General features: G+C 39.6%; 6 protein-coding genes. All 6 read right to left on the minus strand.

What is annotated here, in order from left to right; genetic code table 11:
- Positions 1-25: 25 nt before the first annotated feature.
- Positions 26-5,857: an SIALI-17 repeat-containing surface protein gene (locus QS39_RS07795; RefSeq protein WP_077805140.1), complete on the minus strand. Its 5,832-nt coding sequence runs from the start codon at positions 5,855-5,857 to the stop codon at positions 26-28.
- Between the two features lie 41 nt (positions 5,858-5,898).
- The gene (locus QS39_RS07800; RefSeq protein WP_077805141.1) at positions 5,899-12,003 is read right to left on the minus strand and encodes a ZmpA/ZmpB/ZmpC family metallo-endopeptidase; all 6,105 of its coding nucleotides are present in this window, start codon (positions 12,001-12,003) and stop codon (positions 5,899-5,901) included.
- 444 nt (positions 12,004-12,447) lie between these two features.
- The gene (locus QS39_RS07810) at positions 12,448-13,626 is read right to left on the minus strand and encodes a hypothetical protein (protein WP_077805142.1); all 1,179 of its coding nucleotides are present in this window, start codon (positions 13,624-13,626) and stop codon (positions 12,448-12,450) included.
- A 17-nt stretch (positions 13,627-13,643) separates the two neighbouring features.
- Positions 13,644-17,294 (minus strand): helicase-exonuclease AddAB subunit AddA, encoded by a 3,651-nt coding sequence (gene addA / locus QS39_RS07815; RefSeq protein ID WP_077805143.1) that lies wholly within the window; start codon positions 17,292-17,294, stop codon positions 13,644-13,646.
- Positions 17,291-20,566: an ATP-dependent nuclease subunit B gene (rexB, locus tag QS39_RS07820; RefSeq protein ID WP_077805144.1), complete on the minus strand. Its 3,276-nt coding sequence runs from the start codon at positions 20,564-20,566 to the stop codon at positions 17,291-17,293. The genes addA and rexB overlap by 4 nt, the downstream gene beginning before the upstream one ends.
- Positions 20,567-20,695: 129 nt before the next feature.
- Complete coding sequence (locus QS39_RS07825) at positions 20,696-21,367, minus strand: CPBP family intramembrane glutamic endopeptidase (RefSeq protein ID WP_077805145.1); 672 nt, start codon at positions 21,365-21,367, stop codon at positions 20,696-20,698.
- Between the last annotated feature and the right edge of the window lie 81 nt (positions 21,368-21,448).

Raw genomic sequence — 21,448 nt, forward strand, 5'->3', positions numbered from 1 at the left:
AAACTGTCCTCTTTATTTTAAACGTTTAAATGTCTTCTTTAAACAGTTTATTAAAGAAACCGTCTGTGTTTTTAAGAAGGGCTTTGAATACCTTAGATTTAAGAGCTACAGTATGAGAGAAGTCATCTGTTTTTTTCAAATCTTCTTCGACTGCTTTATCAAATAAAGGCCTTAACTCATCATAGTTACTGATATGGACGCCATCAATATCGATACCTTCAAAGCCTTTCTTAGCTTTAGCAAGAACCTCCTCGTACCAATGTCTCTTCCACTCTTCAAGTGACTTGAACTTGTCTCCAGATACTTTCTTGATGATAAAATCATCTCCTAATAAGCTATTATTTTGTCTATTAGCTTCATCTTGATATTTGCTAGAGACATATCCAATGAATCCATTTGCATATCCAAAGTAACCCCACATACGAAAAGCATTGTGTTTAAATGATAATGAACCAGGAGCACCTTTGCTTGTATTACCACCATAAATACCAGCCATCATATTGACATTTACGTAAGCTGAGTTTGGTGTAAAATCTTCTGGTCTATAACGTCCATTACCTGGATTTCCATGTTTTGTCATGAAGTTATTATCCACTAAATCATTGACGCTAGATAAAGTCATTACCTTTTCTTCACCTTTCAAATCACGGACACTATCCCATTGGTTTGGACCTAAAAGATCATTGTACTGAATCTTAGAGCGCATTTCTTTGTCAATCTTCTTGAACCACTTACTATTGTCTCCTTTAATTTTAGGAAGTACAGCATCAGCTTCTACATGATCAAGCAACATCATAGCTTCATTATAGTTTCTCATGTAGCGGTCAATGTCATCACGTGTCTTTAATTTGTCAGGATCTGGGTTGTACCATTGGTTACCATCATTTGGACGATGGTAAGCCATATTAATTCCAAGTGCGCCATATTCACCATTAGTCGTTGAACTATCAGGTGTTTGCAGCATACCTTGTGCATAGGCTTCAACGTCTGTACCTTGACGATGCTTATGACCACCGAAGTAAAGCATTCTATCGTTTACGTGTGTTGTTTCGTGAGTAAAGGCTGAAATACCAAATGGGCTAATCATATCCGTCACCATAAACAAGACCTTGTCATCATTATTTGGATTAGGGAATATTGATGCCATAGCGCCCATACGCCAGTCTCTATCATGGTGTCGCCATGTTGGACCATATAATTCACGAATTGGGGCTACAGGGTTACCTTTACCGTCAAATCCTCGACGACCTACAGGAGAACCATTGTAGGTCTGGTTATCCCAAACTGGTGTCGGTACCATATTTTGACTCTTAAGAAGTCTATCACGAACATTAGGCAGAGCTAATCTGGACCAGAAATCAAGATAAGTTTGTTGTCCCTTAGCAACTTTATCAATTTCTTTCTTAAATTCGTTTCGAGCTTCTTCTGTATGTTTTCCATATTTCTCAAATGAACTGTACGCCATCGTGTTATATGTTGAAATTAAGAACATATGTGCATCTTTAAGCGTTAGAAGTGGTAAAATCATACGGCCATGAACACCGTTATCTAAACCATCAAAGACTCTATGACGTTTATTGATAAAGTCAGGATTTGTAGTTTTAGGTTCTGAAACATAAACATTCTTAGCTGAGTGGATAAACCAATCATTGATGTCTTTATCCTCTGTAAACAAACGCATGTTGTATTCTAGGAAGTTACGAAGACTACCTTTACCAGTATTACTTGCAATGATTTCACGATAAGCATCCTGAGTTCGGTCACCCTTTAAGTTCTTCTCACTAGACCCGATGTTAATCAAGCGATCTAACACACTTGGTGTTTTACCGTAGAAGTCAGGTTTAAATATCATAATGTCTTTGATACTCATACTGTTGTCAGTATACTTAATGTTATAGTAACGGTTCAAGTAAGATAGAGCCATCATAATTTTCGCTTTATTATCGTCAATTTTCTTCACAAGTGCTTTCATCGCAGCTTCGTCACTATTCAATTGATGATCTTCATTTTCGACTAAAGCTTTCACAAATTTATCAAGATTGTCTTTGACGTCAGTAAAGCTTTCTTCTAGATACAAATCAGCTGGATTTCCAATAATTTTACGAACATCTTGCGAATCGTATGTGACTGAAGATAACTTCTCTTTCACATCTGCAATCAGTTTGTCTCGATTTTTAACAACCATATTTGGTGTATAGACAACATCACCAAGACCAGATACGCTATATTCACGCACTTGTTGGACTTTAGAATCCTTGAGTGTGACCCCCATTTCTTCTTTTGTACCATCTGCATAGTGAATCATTATTTTATCGATATCCGATAAATCGGTCACGAATTGACCATCCTTCATTCCCGTAACAGAAAGGACTTCTTTCTTAGCTAAGTTTGAATCTTCTGCAAGTTTGTTACCTTGGTTGACAATCCATTCTTTATTATAAAATGGTTGAAGTTTCTCAATATTACGATAAGCCAGATCTCGATCTACTTTATAGTCTTGGGTTGACTTATATTCATCTTCTCTTCTGGTTAAACGATTTAAGCGATTGACCACAGGTTCGTTGATTTCGTATTTGTCAGCAGTAATATTAAAGGCTGCAATTCTCTTGTTAGCTTCATCTTGACTAATTTCTTTAATTTTGTCACGAGAACGTTTGTATGAATGTTTACCTGAACTGACACCTTTGACAACAAAGTTACGCTCTAACCATCCATTTGTGAAATAACCACCATCGTAGTCCAAATCTGAAGAACCAAAGAACTCTTCACCATTTTCAACTCTCATCATTGAAATATTATCTTCCAGTTTACCAAAAGGAAGATTGCTATTGATAAATCCACCTGTTTCAAACAAAACTTTAGTCTTAATGGTTCCTTTGGTGACCGATTTACGAATTGAACCATATTTACCAATTCCCATAGAGTCGTTACCATTATCTGTTTTAGCAACTAAACCACCTATACGGGCTCTGTTAGCAACAATATCAGCCTCGACATATGCTTTTGCAACATTACCTCTCCAAATCTCACCGGCAATGCCAGCCATATATTGACCTTTATCACCAACACCCGTGAGTTTACCGATGAAGGCTACATTTGTCAACTGACCACCACTATCGATTTTATTGACGATACCTGCAATATTGTTATTAGCAACTACATTACCAGTCACCTTAACATCTTCAACAGTTGCATTTTTCACCATGTTGGCAACAGGTGCTATTCCGTCAGCCCAAGGCATATTGATATCCACATTACCTAAATTAATATTTTTCACAGAACCATTTTCAACACGATCAAATAAGGGACGGGCAATATTATGAATTGTATATTGTTTACCATCAACACTTGATAGATGTCCCTTAAACGTACCTGGAACATATTGTTTGTTAGGTGTTGGTACATTCGTTGCATTCAAATCTGCTCCGATTTTAAATGTACCATTTTTATTAACATTCATAGCGTCTACTAAATCTTTAAAGTTATAGTAGACATTATCTTCTTTAGGTTGGGGGTTTTCTATATAATAAACATACTTATTGCGCGCCTTAGATGGATCAATGTGTTGAATCAAATCTTGAGCTTCAGCAGTGATTTTATAAAGTTTCTTACCTTCTTCAGTCACTTCTTCAATTTTATCAACTGCTAAACGTGTTACTTTATTATCACGACTAGTGATTTTTAAGTACATTTTCTTCACATCTTCATCAGAAGGTTTTTCGCTCATGAAATCACTTGGTGTTTCAGTACCATCATCATTCACCTTCACTAAATTAGTAGATGAAATATTTTTAATTTCGACCTTTTTCAACTCCAAACGCAAAGGTTTTTCATCTAATTTAGATGTTTCATCACCTTCACCACGGTTGTAAGTCATTGTTGTTGCAATTTTATAATCTTTGAATAAATCCAAATCTTGAATAGTGTCTGTCAATTTTTCTTTAGATAAATCAACTCGCTTAACAACAGTGTCCCCATCTTTAATCTCAGCTATAATGCTCTTAATTTCAGCATTACCTGTATTTTCAAGAGTGTAATCCAATTTAGCTGAACGATCCATCGCATCTTCTGTAACCTTATCTAAAGTCAAAGTTGGAGCAACTTTTGACGTATATTCTGGCAACTCAGCTTGAACTTCAGGTTCTCCCTTTTCTGTGACTACTGCTTCGGGTAACACTGGTTGAACTTCTGGTTCCCCTTTCTCAGTCACAACAGCTTCTGGTAACGCTGGTTGAACTTCTGGTTCCCCTTTCTCAGTCACAACAGCTTCCGGTAACGCTGGTTGAACTTCTGGTTCCCCTTTCTCAGTCACAACAGCTTCCGGTAACGCTGGTTGAACTTCTGGTTCCCCTTTATCAGTCACAACAGCTTCTGGTAACGCTGGTTGAACTTCTGGTTCCCCTTTCTCAGTCACAACAGCTTCTGGTAACGCTGGTTGAACTGCGGGTTCTCCCTTTTCTGTGACTACTGCTTCGGGTAAGGATGGTTGAACTGCGGGTTCTCCCTTTTCTGTGACTACTGCTTCGGGTAACGCTGGCTGAACTTCTGGTTCCCCTTTATCAGTTACAACAGCTTCTGGTAACACTGGCTGAACTTCTGGTTCCCCTTTGTCAGTCACAACAGCTTCTGGTAACGCTGGCTGAACTTCTGGTTCCCCTTTGTCAGTTACAACAGCTTCTGGTAACACTGGCTGAACTTCTGGTTCCCCTTTATCAGTTACAACAGCTTCTGGTAACGCTGGTTGAACTTCTGGTTTTCCTTTGTCAGTTACAACAGCTTCCGGCAACGCTGGTTGTACTTCTGGTTCCCCTTTTTCAGTCACAACAGCTTCTGGTAACGCTGGTTGTACTTCTGGTTCCCCTTTGTCAGTCACAACAGCTTCCGGCAACGCTGGTTGTACTTCTGGTTCTACAAGTTTTGTACCTATTGGTTGCGTATAGTCAGGCTTCTCTGCTTTAGGAGCCTCGTCTGGAACAGTACCTACAGGTTCAGTGTATGCTGGTTTTTCATGAACTGCTGGTTCAACTAAATTACCGCCAATTGGACCTGTATATTCGGGTTTCTCATGAACTGCTGACTCTACAAGGTTTGTACCTATTGGTTGCGTATAGTCAGGTTTTTCTACTTTAGGAGCCTCGTCTGGAACAGTACCTACAAGTTCAGTGTATGCTGGTTTTTCATGAACTTCTGGCTCTACAAGGTTTGCTCCTATTGGTTGCGTATAGTCAGGCTTTTCTACTTTAGGAGCCTTGTCTGGGACTGTACTTACAGGCTCAGTGTATTTAGGTTTCTCAGCTTTAGGCGCTTCATTAGGGATACTTTCCTGAGTTTCAGATACTGGAACATTTTTTGTCCCTTCATCCTTATGTTGAATTTCTGAAATTGCATTATCATCAAGGGATAAGTATCCAATATAACGATATCCAGTAATTTGAACTACTCCTTCATTACTTGGAGCTTTCAAAGGATTGCCTATATCGAGAGCTTGCATACTAGAAAGACTAATTAGTCCGATAGTAGTAACTAAGAACAAACTACTAACTTTTTTCTTTTTATGAACCAAAAGGACTAAACTACCAACAGCTAATAGACCTAAAGCTGTAAACACAGAAGTCGATGAACCTGTTGCAGGAAGAGCTTCCTGCTGATAAATAAGAGCATAACTTGCTTCATTATCAGTAGGAATTCCTTCCTGAATCTTGCTTTGTTCTTCCTTTGTAAGAGCGCTTTTTTCAACATAATGATAGGTAGAAGCATGAATTACTGACGGTGCAACCAAGACACTTCCGAGTAACACCGAACCAACAATCCCACAGATTTTTCGGATCGAAAATCGTTCTTTTTTAAATAATGACAAGCGTAATCACCTTCTTTAATTTTATTTCCTAACAGTAAACACTATTTTTTATTTTCAAAAATTGAACTTCTAAAATCATCAGTTTGGTCAAGATAAGCTTTAAAGATTGCTCTCTTCAACTTATGAACTGCACTGTCTGTTTCTGGATTATAGTTATTCCAATGAGGAGTTTCTGTATCCTTGCGGACAGCTTCATTCATTAGTTGTTGCAACTCATCTATATTGCTTGTAGTTTTGGTTGCAAAGCTTGTCCATGATTTACTTGTATCATTAAAGGTAACTTTATTCAATTTGCTGAATTTTTCTTGTCGCTCTTTATACATGGCCTTTTTAAAATCACTCCAAGTGTCGTATTTACCATTAAATAATTTTTGAAGTACTAATTTATCTGTTACCAATCCTTTAGTCTTACCATATGAGGTAATCGTTTTATTATTTGCCCTAGCATCGGGTTCAAATTGATTTGAAATATATGGCACCATACCATCTTTAAATCCTTTAGCAGCTAATAGTTCATAGGCCATACGACGTCCCATCAGGTCACCTGGCGTTCCGTCATCATTACTTAATGCTGCATAAATCGGCGCAAATAATTTAATAGTGAAGTAGCCATTTCTTTCGTATTCACCTAAGGCATATTCCCTAGACGAAATAATATTATTCTCAATCAAATCATTAAATGAATGTAATTTTTCAGCTTCTTCTGCGGTTAAATCTCTGACAACATTTGTTGCGTAGACATTATTTCCATCTGGATCCTTAACAAATTTATTCTCGATTTTTCTTAGAGTATTCATTTTTTCGTAAACACTCAATTTATTCACAACAGACTGCCCTTCAAGATATTCCAACATATAAACAACATCAAACATATTGTGGACATATTGCTTCAAATCATCAGAGTTTTTAAATCTCGTAGTTGGATCGAGTATTTGTAATCGTTCTCCTTCTTTACTATCCGATTTTAAATGTTTCAAGATCGAGTTGATGGTGATGGTTGCGTCATTTGGATGGTCTGGTGCTTGTAATAAGCCTTTTGCAAAGAACTCTGGTCCCAAGCCACTTCTTCGACCATAGCCACCAAGATAGATGTCCTGATCTGAGTCATGCGTCATTTCATGCGTATAAGTGATAGCTCCATCCTTATCCAACATACGATAACCCATATAATATACTGCATCCCCTGTAGCGTAAGCACCGTGTCCATTATGGCCAACTTTATTTCCAACAGGTCCAAAGAAATGTTTCATTGCAGGATTTGGACTATCAAAATCTGATACTGTTTGGGCTTTTCCATCAGTATTATCATCTCCGAATTTATAGGCATCATAAAGCAAGATATTTCGATAAAGTTTCTCACGCCCTTTTTCATCTAGAATACGATACCAATAATCGTAGTGATCTCGTTGACGTTCGGCAGTTTCGTGAGCGCTCTTTTCAACAAAGTTATTTAGATCACCATTTGCTTGATGCTCTTTATTACGGTAACGATCATAAGCACCAAAGCCTAGGCTAGAGATAGTTGAAATGACAAATACGGATCTTTCTGGCAAGGTAAGTAGAGGTAGTACCATATTACGGTATTTCCAGCTGTCGCTAGTGATTCGATCATAAACACCAATAGAATACTTGCTACCTGCTTGTTCCTGATTAGCCCTCACTTCTGAAATGTTAGATTTTTCTTCAACGATTAAAGCTTTTGTCTGTGATTTAAACCATTCATTGTTAGTTTGATGTGGTACGAATGCTTTACGGTAGCCTTCTAAAGCACTAAACAGATCTTTTGTACCGTAGTTATTCGTCAACAAGGCATTGTAAGTAACCACATTATTTTTAGCCAAGAGATTGTTGTAGCCAGATTTGCCTAGTTCAATAATCGTATCAAGAGGAGAGGTATTTCCCTTACCAAAGAAATCCATATGGAACATAAGCAAATCTTTTGCGCTAGCCTTATCAAATTTGAAATCATACCAGCGTTCTAGATAGGTTAATCCTAGCATCAAGGCTTCTTTGTTTCGCTTGATTTTATCAACGATGTAATTGTCAATAGCACTATTATTTCCAGAAACAGCAGCATCAGCTGAGAGTAATTTTTTAAGAGTCTCAGTTAGGTGTTCTTTGGTCTTAGTGAATTGCTCATCTAGATAGAGTTCTGTTAATTTAACATTATCAGAGATTCCTAACAAATTCTTAAGAGTAGTTGGATCATACTGAACTGCAGTTAAATCATTTTTAACTCTGTCTATTATAGATGTATAATTTTTTAGGAAAGCATTTGGTGTGTATACTAGACCTGTAGTTCCAATAGTATACTCAGCCAGATTTGCAAAATCACGATGGTAGGTTAAGCTTACTTTCTCAGATGTTCCATCTTTGTAATGTAGTAGTAAGTGATTGATAGAGTGCTTATCTGGAGTAATATCTGAAACCACTTCCTCATTTTTCATAGCGACAACAGATAACAATTCTTTCTTAAACAGGTTATGATCAGCTGATAATTGATTTCCATACTTCACAATGGTGTCTCTATTATAGAAAGGCAATAATTTCTCTATATTTTTATATGCAACTTTTCTTGTCTCCTGATAATGAGCTGCCTTGGTATAATCTACATCCTGTTTAGCAGAATTTGTGAAATCTTCCACGGTTATAGTTTTCTTTGTAGTAATCTGGTCTTTCTTGGCTTGAACTGCTGTTTTTTCAATCTCCGTACCACGTTCTACAGTGGAATCAACTGACATTACCTCATCTCCAACTGCTTGAACATTAACTACCTTATTGTCTTTATTACTGTATACCTTTGTCTGCTTCATACCATCAAAATGGTATCCAGAAATCGCATTCCCATTTGTAATATTCATATCGCTGAGAACGTTATTCAAGTGGCCGGTATTATCATCTGCTCCGCCGTCTTGCGTCCATAGGGAACCTGCAACTCCACCAACTCTAGCGAATGGTTTAGCATTATTTATTTCACCTTCAGCATAACTATTTACTACAGTTGCATTATTTTCTACGATACCTGCAATTCCGCCAATGGTTTGGTTAGAACGTTCTGCATTACTTGAAATAGTTACTGTTGCAATAGAATGATCTATCCTAGCATTCGTACCAGTTAATTGACCGACTAGACCACCAATTGCATACTGAGAGGTTGTAACAAAAGTATTTGTTATTCTTCCGGTGAAGCTACTATTTCTTACTGTAGAATTATCAACTTTTTGGACAAGTCCTCCGATACCTAGCTCACCAGCAATGATTCCATTTGCGTGAACGTTATCTAAAGTTGAAGAATTTGTGGCTTCCTTAGCAACTGATGCGACATGATTCTTACCAGAAATATTGACATCTTTTAAGGTGAGATCCTTAACAGTAGCGTGTTCTAATCTATTGAATAACGGCTTTTTTAAATTATAGATAGCATAATTTTTACCTTGATGACTACCAATTAGTGTTCCTGTGAATTTACTTGTAACGTAACTTTCTTGATTTTCATTTAACTCAAACTCGCGAGCATTCATTGTCGCTCCCAGAGTGAAAGTTCCATTAGGTTTACTATTCATATCAGTTACTAGTTTTTTAAATGATGTGTAGATAGGGCCATCATTTTGAACAAGTTTTGGAAGATAATATGTAAAATTGTCTTGGTATTGATTGTCTACAGATTGCTTCAAGTGTTCCAATCTAGCCGTGATTTTATAGACTGGTTTGCCATCTTTTGTAGTGTCCTCAATGTTTGAAACTGGAAGCAGTACATCTTTAAATTTAGCTGACTTCACCTTAATGAAATAAGCAGATTTATTAGCTGGTACTTTATCCAAGCTTGTATGCTGTCTTGATTGATTGTCTTCATAACTATAGAGCTCCACATCAGTAACACTTCTTAGTTCTATTGTTTTCTCTGGATCTGTTTCTTTCGGCTTCTCAACAGGAGTTTCAGGTTTAAGTTGCTCGATATTCCCCTTGTATTCAGGAAGTGGATCTACCTGTTCTGGTTCTACTATTGCTCCGGCCTGTGGACCTGTGTATTCTGGTAGGGGTGCTACTTGCTCTGGTTCAACTACAGCTCCAGCTTGTACGCCTGTGTATTCTGGTAGGGGAGCCACTTGTTCTGGTTCAACTACAGCTCCAGCTTGTACTCCTGTATATTCTTTTGATGGTTCTACTTTTTCTGGTTCTACTATTGCTCCGGCTTGCACTCCTGTGTATTCCTTCGGTGCTTCTACCTTCTCTGGTTCAACTACAGCTCCAGCTTGTACGCCTGTGTATTCTGGTAGTGGTGCTACCTGCTCTGGTTCAACAATAGCGCCAGCTTGTACACCTGTATATTCTTTTGATGGTTCTACTTGCTCTGGTTCGACAATAGCTCCAGCTTGTGGGCCTGTGTATTCTGGTAGTGGTGCTACTTGTTCTGGTTCACCAATAGCTCCAGCTTGTACACCTGTATATTCTTTTGATGGTTCTACTTGTTCTGGTTCTACTATTGCTCCAGCTTGCACTCCAGCATATTCCGGTTCTACTTGTTCTGGTTCTACTATTGCTCCGGCTTGTACACCTGTATATTCTGGTAGTGGTGCTACCTGTTCTGGTTCGCCTTTATCTGTTACAACTGCTTCTGGTAACGATGGTTGGACTTCTGGTACACCTTTATCACTTACTACAGCTTCTGGCAACTCTGGTTGAGCTTCCGGTACACCTTTATCACTTACTACAGCTTCCGGCAACGCTGGTTGAACTTCAGGTTCACCTTTGTCGGTTACAACTGCTTCTGGCAACTCTGGTTGAACTTCCGGTACGCCTTTATCTGTTACAACTGCTTCTGACAACTCTGGTTGGACTGCTGGCTCACCTTTGTCGGTTACTACAGCTGCTGGTAGTTCAGGCTGAATTGCGGGTTCAACAATAGCTCCAGACTGTACTTCCTTATGTTCTACACCAGTCTCAGGTTGTTCCTTTATAACTTGAACTTTTTTAGTACCTTTTTCGACTATTCTTGGAACAGGCGCAGTCGTTGAAGTTGAAACAATTTCTCGTGAAACCTCTTCCTTGTTTACAGAGAATATTCTGACGATTTCAACTTTCTTACCTAATTTACCTTCTTGTTTTACTCTTACAGTTCCTTCAGCTAAATCAGGATTTTCTTGAATTTCTTCTTGAAAATCTATTTTTGTTTCTATAGTTTCGTCACGATATAAGAGTTCAGGTTTGTTCAATTGACCTGATAGAACTTCATCCTGTGGATTTAGTGTATTTACCCCAGTCTTTTCTTTTGGAGAAACCTTCTCGTCTTTCTTCGTTTCTAGACTCTTATGTTCGGCTAATTGTTCTTGAGAATCTGAAGATTGTTTCTCTTCTTTTCTTGGATTGATTAATTCTGTAGAAAGAGGTTTTTCAACTACTTGAACTTCTGTCGACTTAGTTGAAGAAACAGGTGTTTGTTCCTGAATAGCTTGTACTGTTGATGGATTCTCTACAAAATTCGGTGTAACATTATAATCCACCTTTTGTTGTTTTGTAGGAGTGGCAACTGAACTCTTTTGATTACTTACTTCAGAATCAGAAGTCGTTTTCCCCTCTTTGATATATCCAATATATGTGTAACCTGAAATGTCTTTAGGAAGAGGTAATTTTTCTCCAGAGGTCAATTCATAGTCCGTATTGTAATTCAGTAAGAGATTATTTTCTAAAGCATGAGCCGACACAAGGACACCATTTCCTATTCCTGCAACCAATACTAAATGTAATACTGTTTTATTCTTAACTTTGTTCTTAGAAACGGCAAAAATTAAAATCCCCAAAGCAGCTAAGCTAGTACCAGCAACTAAGGCTTGCATCTCATTCTTGCTTCCAGTATTTGGCAATTCCGCCAGTTGATTTTGGGAATTTAACTTATAAACAAGATAATAAGTTTCATCATCATTCTCCACGTATGTCGGAATATCATAAACGAGCTGATTCTTTTCTTCTGATGATAGCTCTGACTCTGTCACATATTTATAGTGAACCCCTGTAGTTTCTTGAGCATCCACAGATGAATTAGCTAATACAGACATAAAAAATAAACTTGAAATCGTTGCAGATACAAGTCCTACTGATAATTTTCTAAATGAAAAACGCTCTTGTTTTTCACCATAATACTTTTCCATTATTCCTCCTTGAAATAAAATTTTTAAATATGTAAGGTAAACTTTATTATATTAGCTTGTTATCTTATAAAAAGGTAACACACTTTAATTATACTCTTAATTTACAAAAAAGTCTTAAAATTGCGTTGCGCTTTCATACTTTGTTTTATATATAAAATACGAAGTCGTAATATTTGTATTCTCCTATTATATATATGCACAAAGTTAATACTCAATGAAAATCAAAGAGCAAACTAGGAAACTAGCCGCAGGTTGCTCAAAGCACTGCTTTGAGGTTGTAGATAGAACTGACGAAGTCAGTAACATATATACGGCAAACCGAAGCTGACGCGGTTTGAAGAGATTTTCGAAGTGTATAAAATACCAAGCAGTAGTTTTGAAACTCCCTATTATTTTTTGGGGATAAAATGTAACCCACCATGGCATTTCCACGGTAGGTGTTACTCATATCAATAATCGTTCTAAAAATGGTTTGATGCAGTTGAGAAGAATTCCATCTATCCAGCTTTCTTGTGCTGAGGATAGATGCTCTGCCTGAAGGCTTTCTTTTAAAAAGTCTCGGACTTGTTCTGGTGCAATTTCAAACTCAAAAGCTTTCATTTTATAGAAAAAGTCGAGCAGATGATCTGACAGATACTCGGTTGAAAATGGCACTTCACCACTTTTTCGATATTCTAATAAGATCCGAGCAAATCTGGCTTTTTCTTCAGGAAGCTCACGGAAATAGGAATTGAGGAGCCAGGTCTGCTTCTGCTTTCTTTCAATTGGATCCTGACTAGCAATTCGTTGGTCTTTTTCCAGCTCTTTTTGGTATTGTTTGGCCTTGATAGCCCGTTCTGTCCGATTGTTACCAAAAAGAATTTTCTCCAACTTGCGTTCTTCTTGAGTCAGTGTCTCTGTAAAGCCAAAGTAATCCTGGTAGGCACGCTCTGCTGGGCCCATAGCTAGGACTAGATTGTCTGCATATTGCTTGGCGATTTTATCTCTCTTCTTGCGTTCTTTCTCTGCCTGAATACGGAGTTCTTGTTCGTAGTCAATTTTCTCCTTGCCTAGCTTGACAAGGTAGAGTTGGTCATCCGATTTCCCAAGTAAAAAGGGTTTGATACATTTTTCAAGGACTTCTTCCATCCGAGCTTTCTTCTTGGGTTCTGCCTTGGTCCAACTTCCTCCTTGAAAGACTTCTAGGAAGAGCTGGTAGTCTCTCTCAGGTGTAAATTGATTGCCGCGATTAGGCTTGAAAACACCTTTTTCCCAGAGCCATTTTAGAAGGCGCTCGTCAAAGTCACTTTTATTGACCTTGATTTTTTCCTTTTTCTGGGCTTTTTTGGTCAGATTTTCAACCCTTTTGAGCAGTTTTTCTTCCTCTTCCAGTTGCTGGTCAAGGGTCAATCGATGAAAATGACGAACACAGTCGCTGCCGATTGGAAAGAGGCGTTGGCCTGTGACACCATTAAAGAGTTCGTAGGAGTACTTGATGGCATTTCCACAAACACAATTGCTACGGCCGATACCGTTAAAAATCAAGGAAACTTCATTCCATTCCTTGATAGCTTGTTCCCAATTATCAGCTTTTGAAGCCTGTAACACCGCATCGTGCAGGGATTTTCTAACTGGAAGTGTCATGAGGTCTCCTTTCTAGATTATACTTTTACAACTTGAACCTCATCTTTACCGAGTAAAATCAAGTATTTTTCAATATTTTCAATCGAATAGGCTCGAGATAAAGCCTCTCCGTATAGGGCTAACTGACCACGATAACGGTCTATGAGTTGACTTGGCTCATCATAACGGTCTGTCTTATAGTCAAACAGAATAATTTTGTCTTCGTAAAGTAGATAGCCATCAAGGATACCACGGACAACAAAGTCTTCCTGACTCTTTTGGTCACGTTTGAGCATGGAGAAAGGTTGCTCGCGATAAAGATGGTCGGTATTGGTAAGAATTTCCTGACCGAGTGCTGTGTCAAAGAATGCAAGAATTTTAGCAAGATTTATCTTGTCTCTGACAGCTGGGCTGGTTTGAACTTGTTTGAGAGTTTCTGTCAGGCTAGCAAGGGTTGGTCTCTGGCTGAGGGCAATTCTCTGCATGAGTTCGTGGGTAGCACTACCAATCTCAGCTCCTGTTACCTTTTCTTTGCTTGAAAAATCTGGTAAATCAAAGCTAATTTTCTTGTCTACTGTCTGTCCTTGACCAGCAATCTCAACACCCTCCATATCCATAACTGGTTCGTAGAATTTCTTGATTTGACTTGGGGTTTGAACACTAGGAAGTTCAATGGCTGCGCGATGAATAGTATTATAAACTTCCACCTCTTTCAGCATTTCAAGGGCTTCCTTAATGGTTTCTGACTGACGATTGTCTACTTGTGAGCTATCTTGGAGAGGACTTTTGTTTTCCAATTCTCCGATAGCTTCTCTAGTCAGCTGATCTTCTCCAATAAAACGATAACTAAAGTTGAGATGATCCTTGGTAAACACTTTACTGATAGCCCAAATCCAATCTTGGAAATTCCGTGCTTGCAGTCTAGTATTGCTATTTAGTTTCCCATTTTTGGCTGCTGGGTATTCCTTGGCTTCCAGCTTTTCACGAGAACCCTTACCGACAAGATAGAGCTTTTTCTCAGCCCTCGTCATGGCAACATACAACAGACGCATTTGCTCTGAATAGCTTGCCAGCTGTAATTCTTCTTCGTTCTGCCTATAGGTCAGACTAGGAATGGAGAGTTTGATAGTTTTAGGGTAGTAGGCTTCCACTGCTCCTGTCTCCATTTTGGCAATGTATTTGACACCTAGTCCATTTTTACGACTGAGAATGACTTCTGACATGCTGTCTTGCTTGTTAAAGTCTTGATCCATATTGAGGATAAAGACGTAAGGAAACTCCAGCCCTTTACTCTTGTGAATGGTCATGAGCTCTACTGCATCTTTTGGCGGTGCGACTGCCACGCTTGCCAAATCGTGCTGGGCTTCCAAGACTTGGTCAATCATACGAATAAAACGTGATAAGCCTTTGAAATTACTCTTTTCAAATTGATCAGCACGCAGTGCTAGGGCATAGAGATTGGCCTGTCTAGCAGGCCCATTTGGCAAAGCCCCAACATAATCGTAGTAAAAACGGTCGTTGTAAATCTTCCAAATCAAGTCATAGAGAGAGTGCGTTTTGGCATACAAGCGCCAAGAAACCAAGATATTCATGAATTGATTTAGTTTTTCAGCTAGAGCTGAGTGAATCAAGTTTCTATGGCTGCTTGCCAGTTTTTGAGCATTGACCAGTTTCTCATAGAGATTCTCTTGAACTTTGTCCTCATCTTTCTGAAGAGATAAACGTGCTAACTCGTCCTCATCAAAGCCAAACATTGGAGACTTCATAAGAGCAACCAAGGCATAGTCTTGCAGGGGATTGTGAATGACACGAAGTGTATCCAACATGACTTGCACTTCTAGGGATTGGAGATAATTGTTTTGCTCTCCGTCAGTTTTAACAGGAATCCCGTACTCAGACAAGGCGAGGAGAATCTGGTCATTACGACTGCGACTGGAGGTCAGAAGGGCAATTTCCTTAAAGGCAACACCTTTCTCCTGATGAAGTTTCAAAATCTCCTTGATAACTAAGCGCATTTCACCAGTCAGTTTAGTGTCAACTTGGCTCTCTTCTTCCTCATTTGTGTCATCCTTATCGTAGAGGAGAAATTCCGCCTTGTTGTCTGGATTGGGAGTCAGTTTGGTATTGGCAAAAACAAGCTGGTGCATGTTATCATAGTTGATTTCACCGACTTCTTGGTCCATAAGACGCTCAAAAACATCATTGGTTGCTGACAGCACTTCTGAACTGCTACGGAAATTTTCCTTCAGGAGAATGAGCTTGCCCTCTTTTGGATTTTGCACATAGCGTTGGAATTTCTCATTGAAAATCTGCGGGTCTGCTTGACGGAATCGGTAGATGGACTGCTTGATATCCCCCACCATAAAGCGATTGTGGCCATTAGACAGCAATTCCAGCATCCGTTCTTGAATATGGTTGGTATCCTGATACTCATCGACCATGACTTCGTGGAAACGCTCCTGATAAGCCTCACGAACTTGTGGGAAATTCTCTAAAATCTCAATGGTGTAATGGCTGATATCAGCGAATTCAAAGGCATTTTCCTGACGTTTACGCTGACGATACGCTTCCACAAAATCACCCATGAAGGCTTGGAAGGTTTTAGCTAGTTCCCATGTGTCTTGATGATAACGTTCTTGATAGTCGAGAATGGTTATCTGGTCTGACAGTTGTCCTAGTTTAGCAAACTGGGTCTTTCTCTCTTCGTTGTAGGCATCGGCCAGTGGCTTCAAATCAGCCTTACGGCTGGCATTAGTCAGAGCTCGGCCGTTTTTCTCTTTCGAAATTTCGACAACACGCGCAAGCACTGCCTGATAAGCCTGACTATCGGACTCCTGATTCAAGGAGCCAATTTCATCCAGAACTAACTGAACATTTTCTAAATAAGCAGCCTTTGTAAACTCCTTGGCATCATTATCCAGATGGTAACGGAAAAAGCTTTCCAAATCCCAAAGGGCTTGCTGGATTTTCTCAGTTAGTTTTTCTTTTTCACTGGTAAAATCAGCTTTTTCAAAGCCTTTTAAGAAATATTCACTCAGCCACTTTTGAGGGTTGCTGGTGGATTGGAGGAAGTCATAAATTTTATAGACTTGCTGACGCAGCCCCCGTTCATCTTTTCCACGTCCAGCAAAGTTTTTCAGCAAATGACTAAACTTCTCTTTCTGTTTACCTTGGTAATGGGCTTCAAAGACCTCATGAAAGACTTCGTTTTTTAGAAGGAGTTGCTCGCTCTGGTTTTGTAAAATACGGAAATTAGGCGCAATGTCAAGCAGATAGCCATGTTTGCCAAGGAATTTTTGTGTGAAGGAGTCCATGGTACCGATGGCAGCGTTGGGTAGGTCTGCCAACTGACGACCCAAGTGTTGTTTGAGGTCAACATCTCTACTTTCTTGGATTTGTTGGCTGATTTTTTTCTCTAAACGTTCTTTGAGTTCGGTCGCAGCCTTGACAGTAAAGGTTGAGATAAAGAGTTGAGAAATTTCGATACCACGCGCCAATTGGTCCAGAATACGCTCGGCCATGACAAAGGTCTTCCCAGAACCAGCCGACGCTGAAACCAGGATATTCTGACCAGAAGTGTAGATGGCTTCGATTTGTTCGGAAGTTTTCTTTTGTTCCTTGCTCGAATTTGCTTCTACTTCTTGCAATTTTTGAATTTCCTTCTCAGTTAAAAAGGGAATAGGCTTCATCGATTCAACTCCTCTCTTATTTTTTCAAACCAAGCTTGCTTGAGTTTTTCTCCGACCAGACGCTTGCCGTCAGCTAAATCTAACTTTTCTAGGAAACGGGCTTGGCCCAAGTGGTAATTAGCTTCAAATCCTGTGATGGCTTGATGTTGCTGAACATACGGTGCAATACTTCTGTCATTTTCAGTATAAGGGTTAATGGCAAACTGCCCTTCTAAAATTTTCTCAGCTGCTTTCTTGTAAAGATGGGCATTGTAGTCCAGAAGGAGCTGGAATTCCTCATCCGTCAGCTGATTGGCCTTGTTTTTATTGTAAAATTCACCCAAATGACCGCTTTCTTTTTCTAAAAAGATGCCTTGGTATTTCATTGACTTGCTAGCTTCTACTACTGCACCTGCCAGACTTTTAACGGCCATCAGAGATTGGACAGGCTCAGCCATTTCCAAGTACATGGCACCAAAAAAGTTCTGCTCCCCTTCTCTTTTTAAGGCAGCTAAATAGGTTGGCAACTGAGAATTAAGTCCATTAAAGAAATGAGGAAACTGGAACTGAGTCAGACTGGATTTGTAGTCTACCACTCCAATCGCCCCATCAGCTTTCAATCGGTCAATGCGGTCAACCTTGCCTCGTACAAAGACACTGCGACCATTGTACAATTGAATAAAAGCCTGCTCTTTCCCACCGAAATTTGCCTCTTCTTTAATGGTTTCGATAGCTGGATTATGGCGGAGAATGTGACCAGTTGTCCGTGCAACATCAAGCAAAACTTCCTTGGTAAACTGGGCTTCCAAACTTTCCTGATAAATTGCTTCAAATTCGCGTTCTTGACTGGTTTCGTGGATAGCTTGTTCTAGACGTTTGTCAAAGGAATCTTCGTCAGGCAACTGCAAGGCACGTTCAAAAATACGGTGTAAGAAATTCCCATGACTACGAGCATCTGGACGCAGGCGCAATTCCTCCTGCAAGCCTAACACGTAACGGAGGAAATAACTGTATTCATTGCGGTAAAACTCCGTCAAACCAGACGTAGACAGGTAAAATTCCTTGTCGGCTGGATAGAGAGCCTGCAAGGTATCCTTGGTCAACTGCTTACTGCTTGGACTGGTTGGCAGGGCTGGATTTTCCAGACCTTGCTGGTCTAGTTTTTTACCCATCACACGCGCCAGAACCTTGACAAAGGTCAAATCTTGCTCAGTCTCACTCGTCTCGCCCTGCTGGTGATAGGCAACCAGACTGGACAAAAGACTGTGATATGAACCCATATCTTCCTTAGACAGCCCTTTGTGATTCATTTTCTTCTCATTCCTGCTAAATCCAAAATGGACTAGCTCTTGAAGATAGGCTGACTCCTTGCTTTCACTTTCATTAAAAAGGCTTGGAGCCGACAAGACCAACTGCTTACGAGCAGAATTAACCAAGGAAAGCATAGTGTAGCGATTTTTCTTGAGGTTTTCACTGCTGGCAATCAGCAATTGCGCCCCATCTTCTGTCGCTTGGTTTAAGCTCTGTCTTTCTTCGTCTGTCAAAAGACTGGTATTTTGCGCGATTTTTGGTAAATTGTCCTGAGTCAACCCAATGGCGTAGACAAAGTCAGCAGTCAGTGGTGCAATCAAATCGTAACTCTGCACCAGAACGGTGTCCACTGTCGCTGGAATGGTACGGTATTGAGATAGGCTCATTCCAGAATGGAGCAAGGCTAGAAAGTCCTCTAGACTAACCTGTGAACCAGCAAAAACAGTCGCAAATTGTTCTAAAACATGACAGAAAGCCTTCCAAACTTCAGTCTGTCTTTCCTGTTCTACAGCTTCCATAGTGGCTGTCAAATCTTGCAACTGCTTAGTCACCTCTCCTTCTTTTAGAAAGACATTCCACTTTTGCAAGAGATTTTCAGCCTTTTGTTTTCGACTGGCAAAGAGAGTTTCAAGAGGGGTTAAAATACGCAGACGAAGAGCATTTAAACGTTCTAAATCAAATTTTCCATGGTGGGATTTGGTAAAGGTTTGCTGAAAGGCTGGCAAGCCATTGATACCAAGATAGCGGATATATTGCTCAAAAGCATCGATATCAGCTTGACTAAGGTCGGTATACAAACCTGTTCTAAGAAGGTTAATCAAATCCTCCTGACGGAAACGATAGCGTTTTAAAGCTAAAATAGACTCGACAAACTGTGTCAAGGGATGATGAGCCATGGATTCGCTTCTACCAAGATAGAAAGGAATCTGATACTGGTCAAAAATGGTTTTGAGAGATAACTGATAAGAAGCTACATCCCCCAAGAGAATACGAAAATGCTTGTAGCTCAGGTCTGAGTTCTCATGTAATTTCTGACGAATGCTACGGGCTACTAGCTCCAACTCCTCCTTTTGTGTCAAACAAGACCAGATTTGTAAGTTTTCACGGTCCTTATCATCAATTTCCAAGGAAAGTTCTGAAAAGTCATAAGAAGACTCCAGCAAACGAGAGGCCTTATCAAAACTATCCATCTGCTCATGAGCTTGAGAACAGTCCTGAGCAGGCGTTTGGTATTTGGAGGCTAGATGATGGAGAAACTCCACACTGGCTTGGTAGAGATTGCCCTCGCTAAAAGGGCTAGTATAGGCTTTCTTACTAGCATAGGCTCCAATGACAATCTCAACACCCTTGCCATGAAGTAAGTCCACAATCCGCTCTTCTTCGGCAGAAAAACGGGTAAATCCATCAATAACCAAGGCGATTTGAGTAAAATCACTACTAACTTTGTTATTCTCAATAGCCTCAATCAAGTGGGACAACTGACTTCCCTGAGCCAACTGACCTTGATTGAGGTAGGCCGTTACCTTCTCAAAAATCAAGAGTAAATCCGCTCGCTTGTCCTCATCCGTCAAACTCTCCAAGTCCAAAAAACTCATCTGAGCTTTGGTCATCTCGTGGTAAAGTTCAATCAACTGCTGGATAAATTGAGGGTCCTGCTTGATGGCTCCATAAACACGCAAACCCTTGGGGTCTAGTTCCGCAAGGAACTTATAAAAAGCCATCCCAAGACCGATATCATCAAGACTGGTCTTAGCAGGCAAGTCATTCAAGACCAGATAACGAGCCATCTGAGCAAAGCGCGTGACGGTAATTGCAAAAGAAGCCTGCTGGGACAAGCATTCCAGCACGGCGCGTTCCTTTTCAAAAGAAAGAGAGTTGGGGGCAATGTAGAAGACCCGCTTGCCTGCAGCAACTAGCTCCTCCGCCTCTCTCGTTAAAATTTCAGTCAAAGAAGTCCGAATATCAGTATAAAGTAATTTCATCTCAGCCTCGTTGGAATTTTTCGTTACCTTTTATTATACCATGATTAGCCAGCCAAGTCTGAAAATAATCAGTTCTTGTTCATTCGTTGAAAAGAAAATGCCGGAAAGTTCCGACATTGTTTTAGTAAGCTAACTTCCTGAAAATAGGAGTAACCACACATTCCAGAAGGCAGTGATATTGATGAGAATGTGAACTAGTATTGGATAATAGAGATTTTTTGTCATGCGATACAATAGAGCCAAAATAAGACCTCCACTAGCATAAATGAAAAAGGCAAGAGGTGTTAAAACGAAATTGATATGAATACAACCGAAAATAATAGCAGAAAGCAAGACATCTCCGTACCAAGGCGAGTTTTTGAAAAAAGTTGTCATAAGCACACCGCGATAAATCAATTCCTCAGCAATAGGGGCGATGAAGCAAACTATGAGCAAGAAATAAGGGATCTCCTGTCGTCCCATCATTTCTACCGTTTCATTCAAAGAAATTTGATTTGAAGACGGGGATATGAAATAAGACAAGAGGAAGTCAGACATATACAAAATGATGTAGCCCAGTAAAAGGTAAATAAAGTACCTCAGCTGCCACTTGAAATGAAAAGTTTGCTTTCCTTCAAAAACTAGTAGATAGATGACTGCTGACAAAAGAACACCACTTTCCAGCAAAAGTAGAATCTGAAAAAATTCACGACTTGCTGGTAGATAGGGCTTCGCGAGGTGAGTGAAAAGTCTCCAAAACCAAGTTGATTTGTAAAAAATTAAGGACAATGCTAGTAAAATCTGAATAATCCGTTTTTTCATATTAAATCCTCTGTTTTTCTTAACTAGCTTACAAAACACTTAGTTGAATCACAAGTTTAGTATAGCATATCTTCGCAAAGT

Source organism: Streptococcus mitis (assembly GCF_002005545.1).
GTDB lineage: Bacteria > Bacillota > Bacilli > Lactobacillales > Streptococcaceae > Streptococcus > Streptococcus mitis_I.

Bases quoted from the DNA above. Each gene is read 5' to 3' on its own strand.
- QS39_RS07800 (WP_077805141.1), bottom strand. From the start codon at position 12,003: ATGGAAAAGTATTATGGTGAAAAACAAGAGCGTTTTTCATTTAGAAAA.
- QS39_RS07810 (WP_077805142.1), bottom strand. From the start codon at position 13,626: ATGACACTTCCAGTTAGAAAATCCCTGCACGATGCGGTGTTACAGGCT.
- addA (WP_077805143.1), bottom strand. From the start codon at position 17,294: ATGAAGCCTATTCCCTTTTTAACTGAGAAGGAAATTCAAAAATTGCAA.
- rexB (WP_077805144.1), bottom strand. From the start codon at position 20,566: ATGAAATTACTTTATACTGATATTCGGACTTCTTTGACTGAAATTTTA.
- QS39_RS07825 (WP_077805145.1), bottom strand. From the start codon at position 21,367: ATGAAAAAACGGATTATTCAGATTTTACTAGCATTGTCCTTAATTTTT.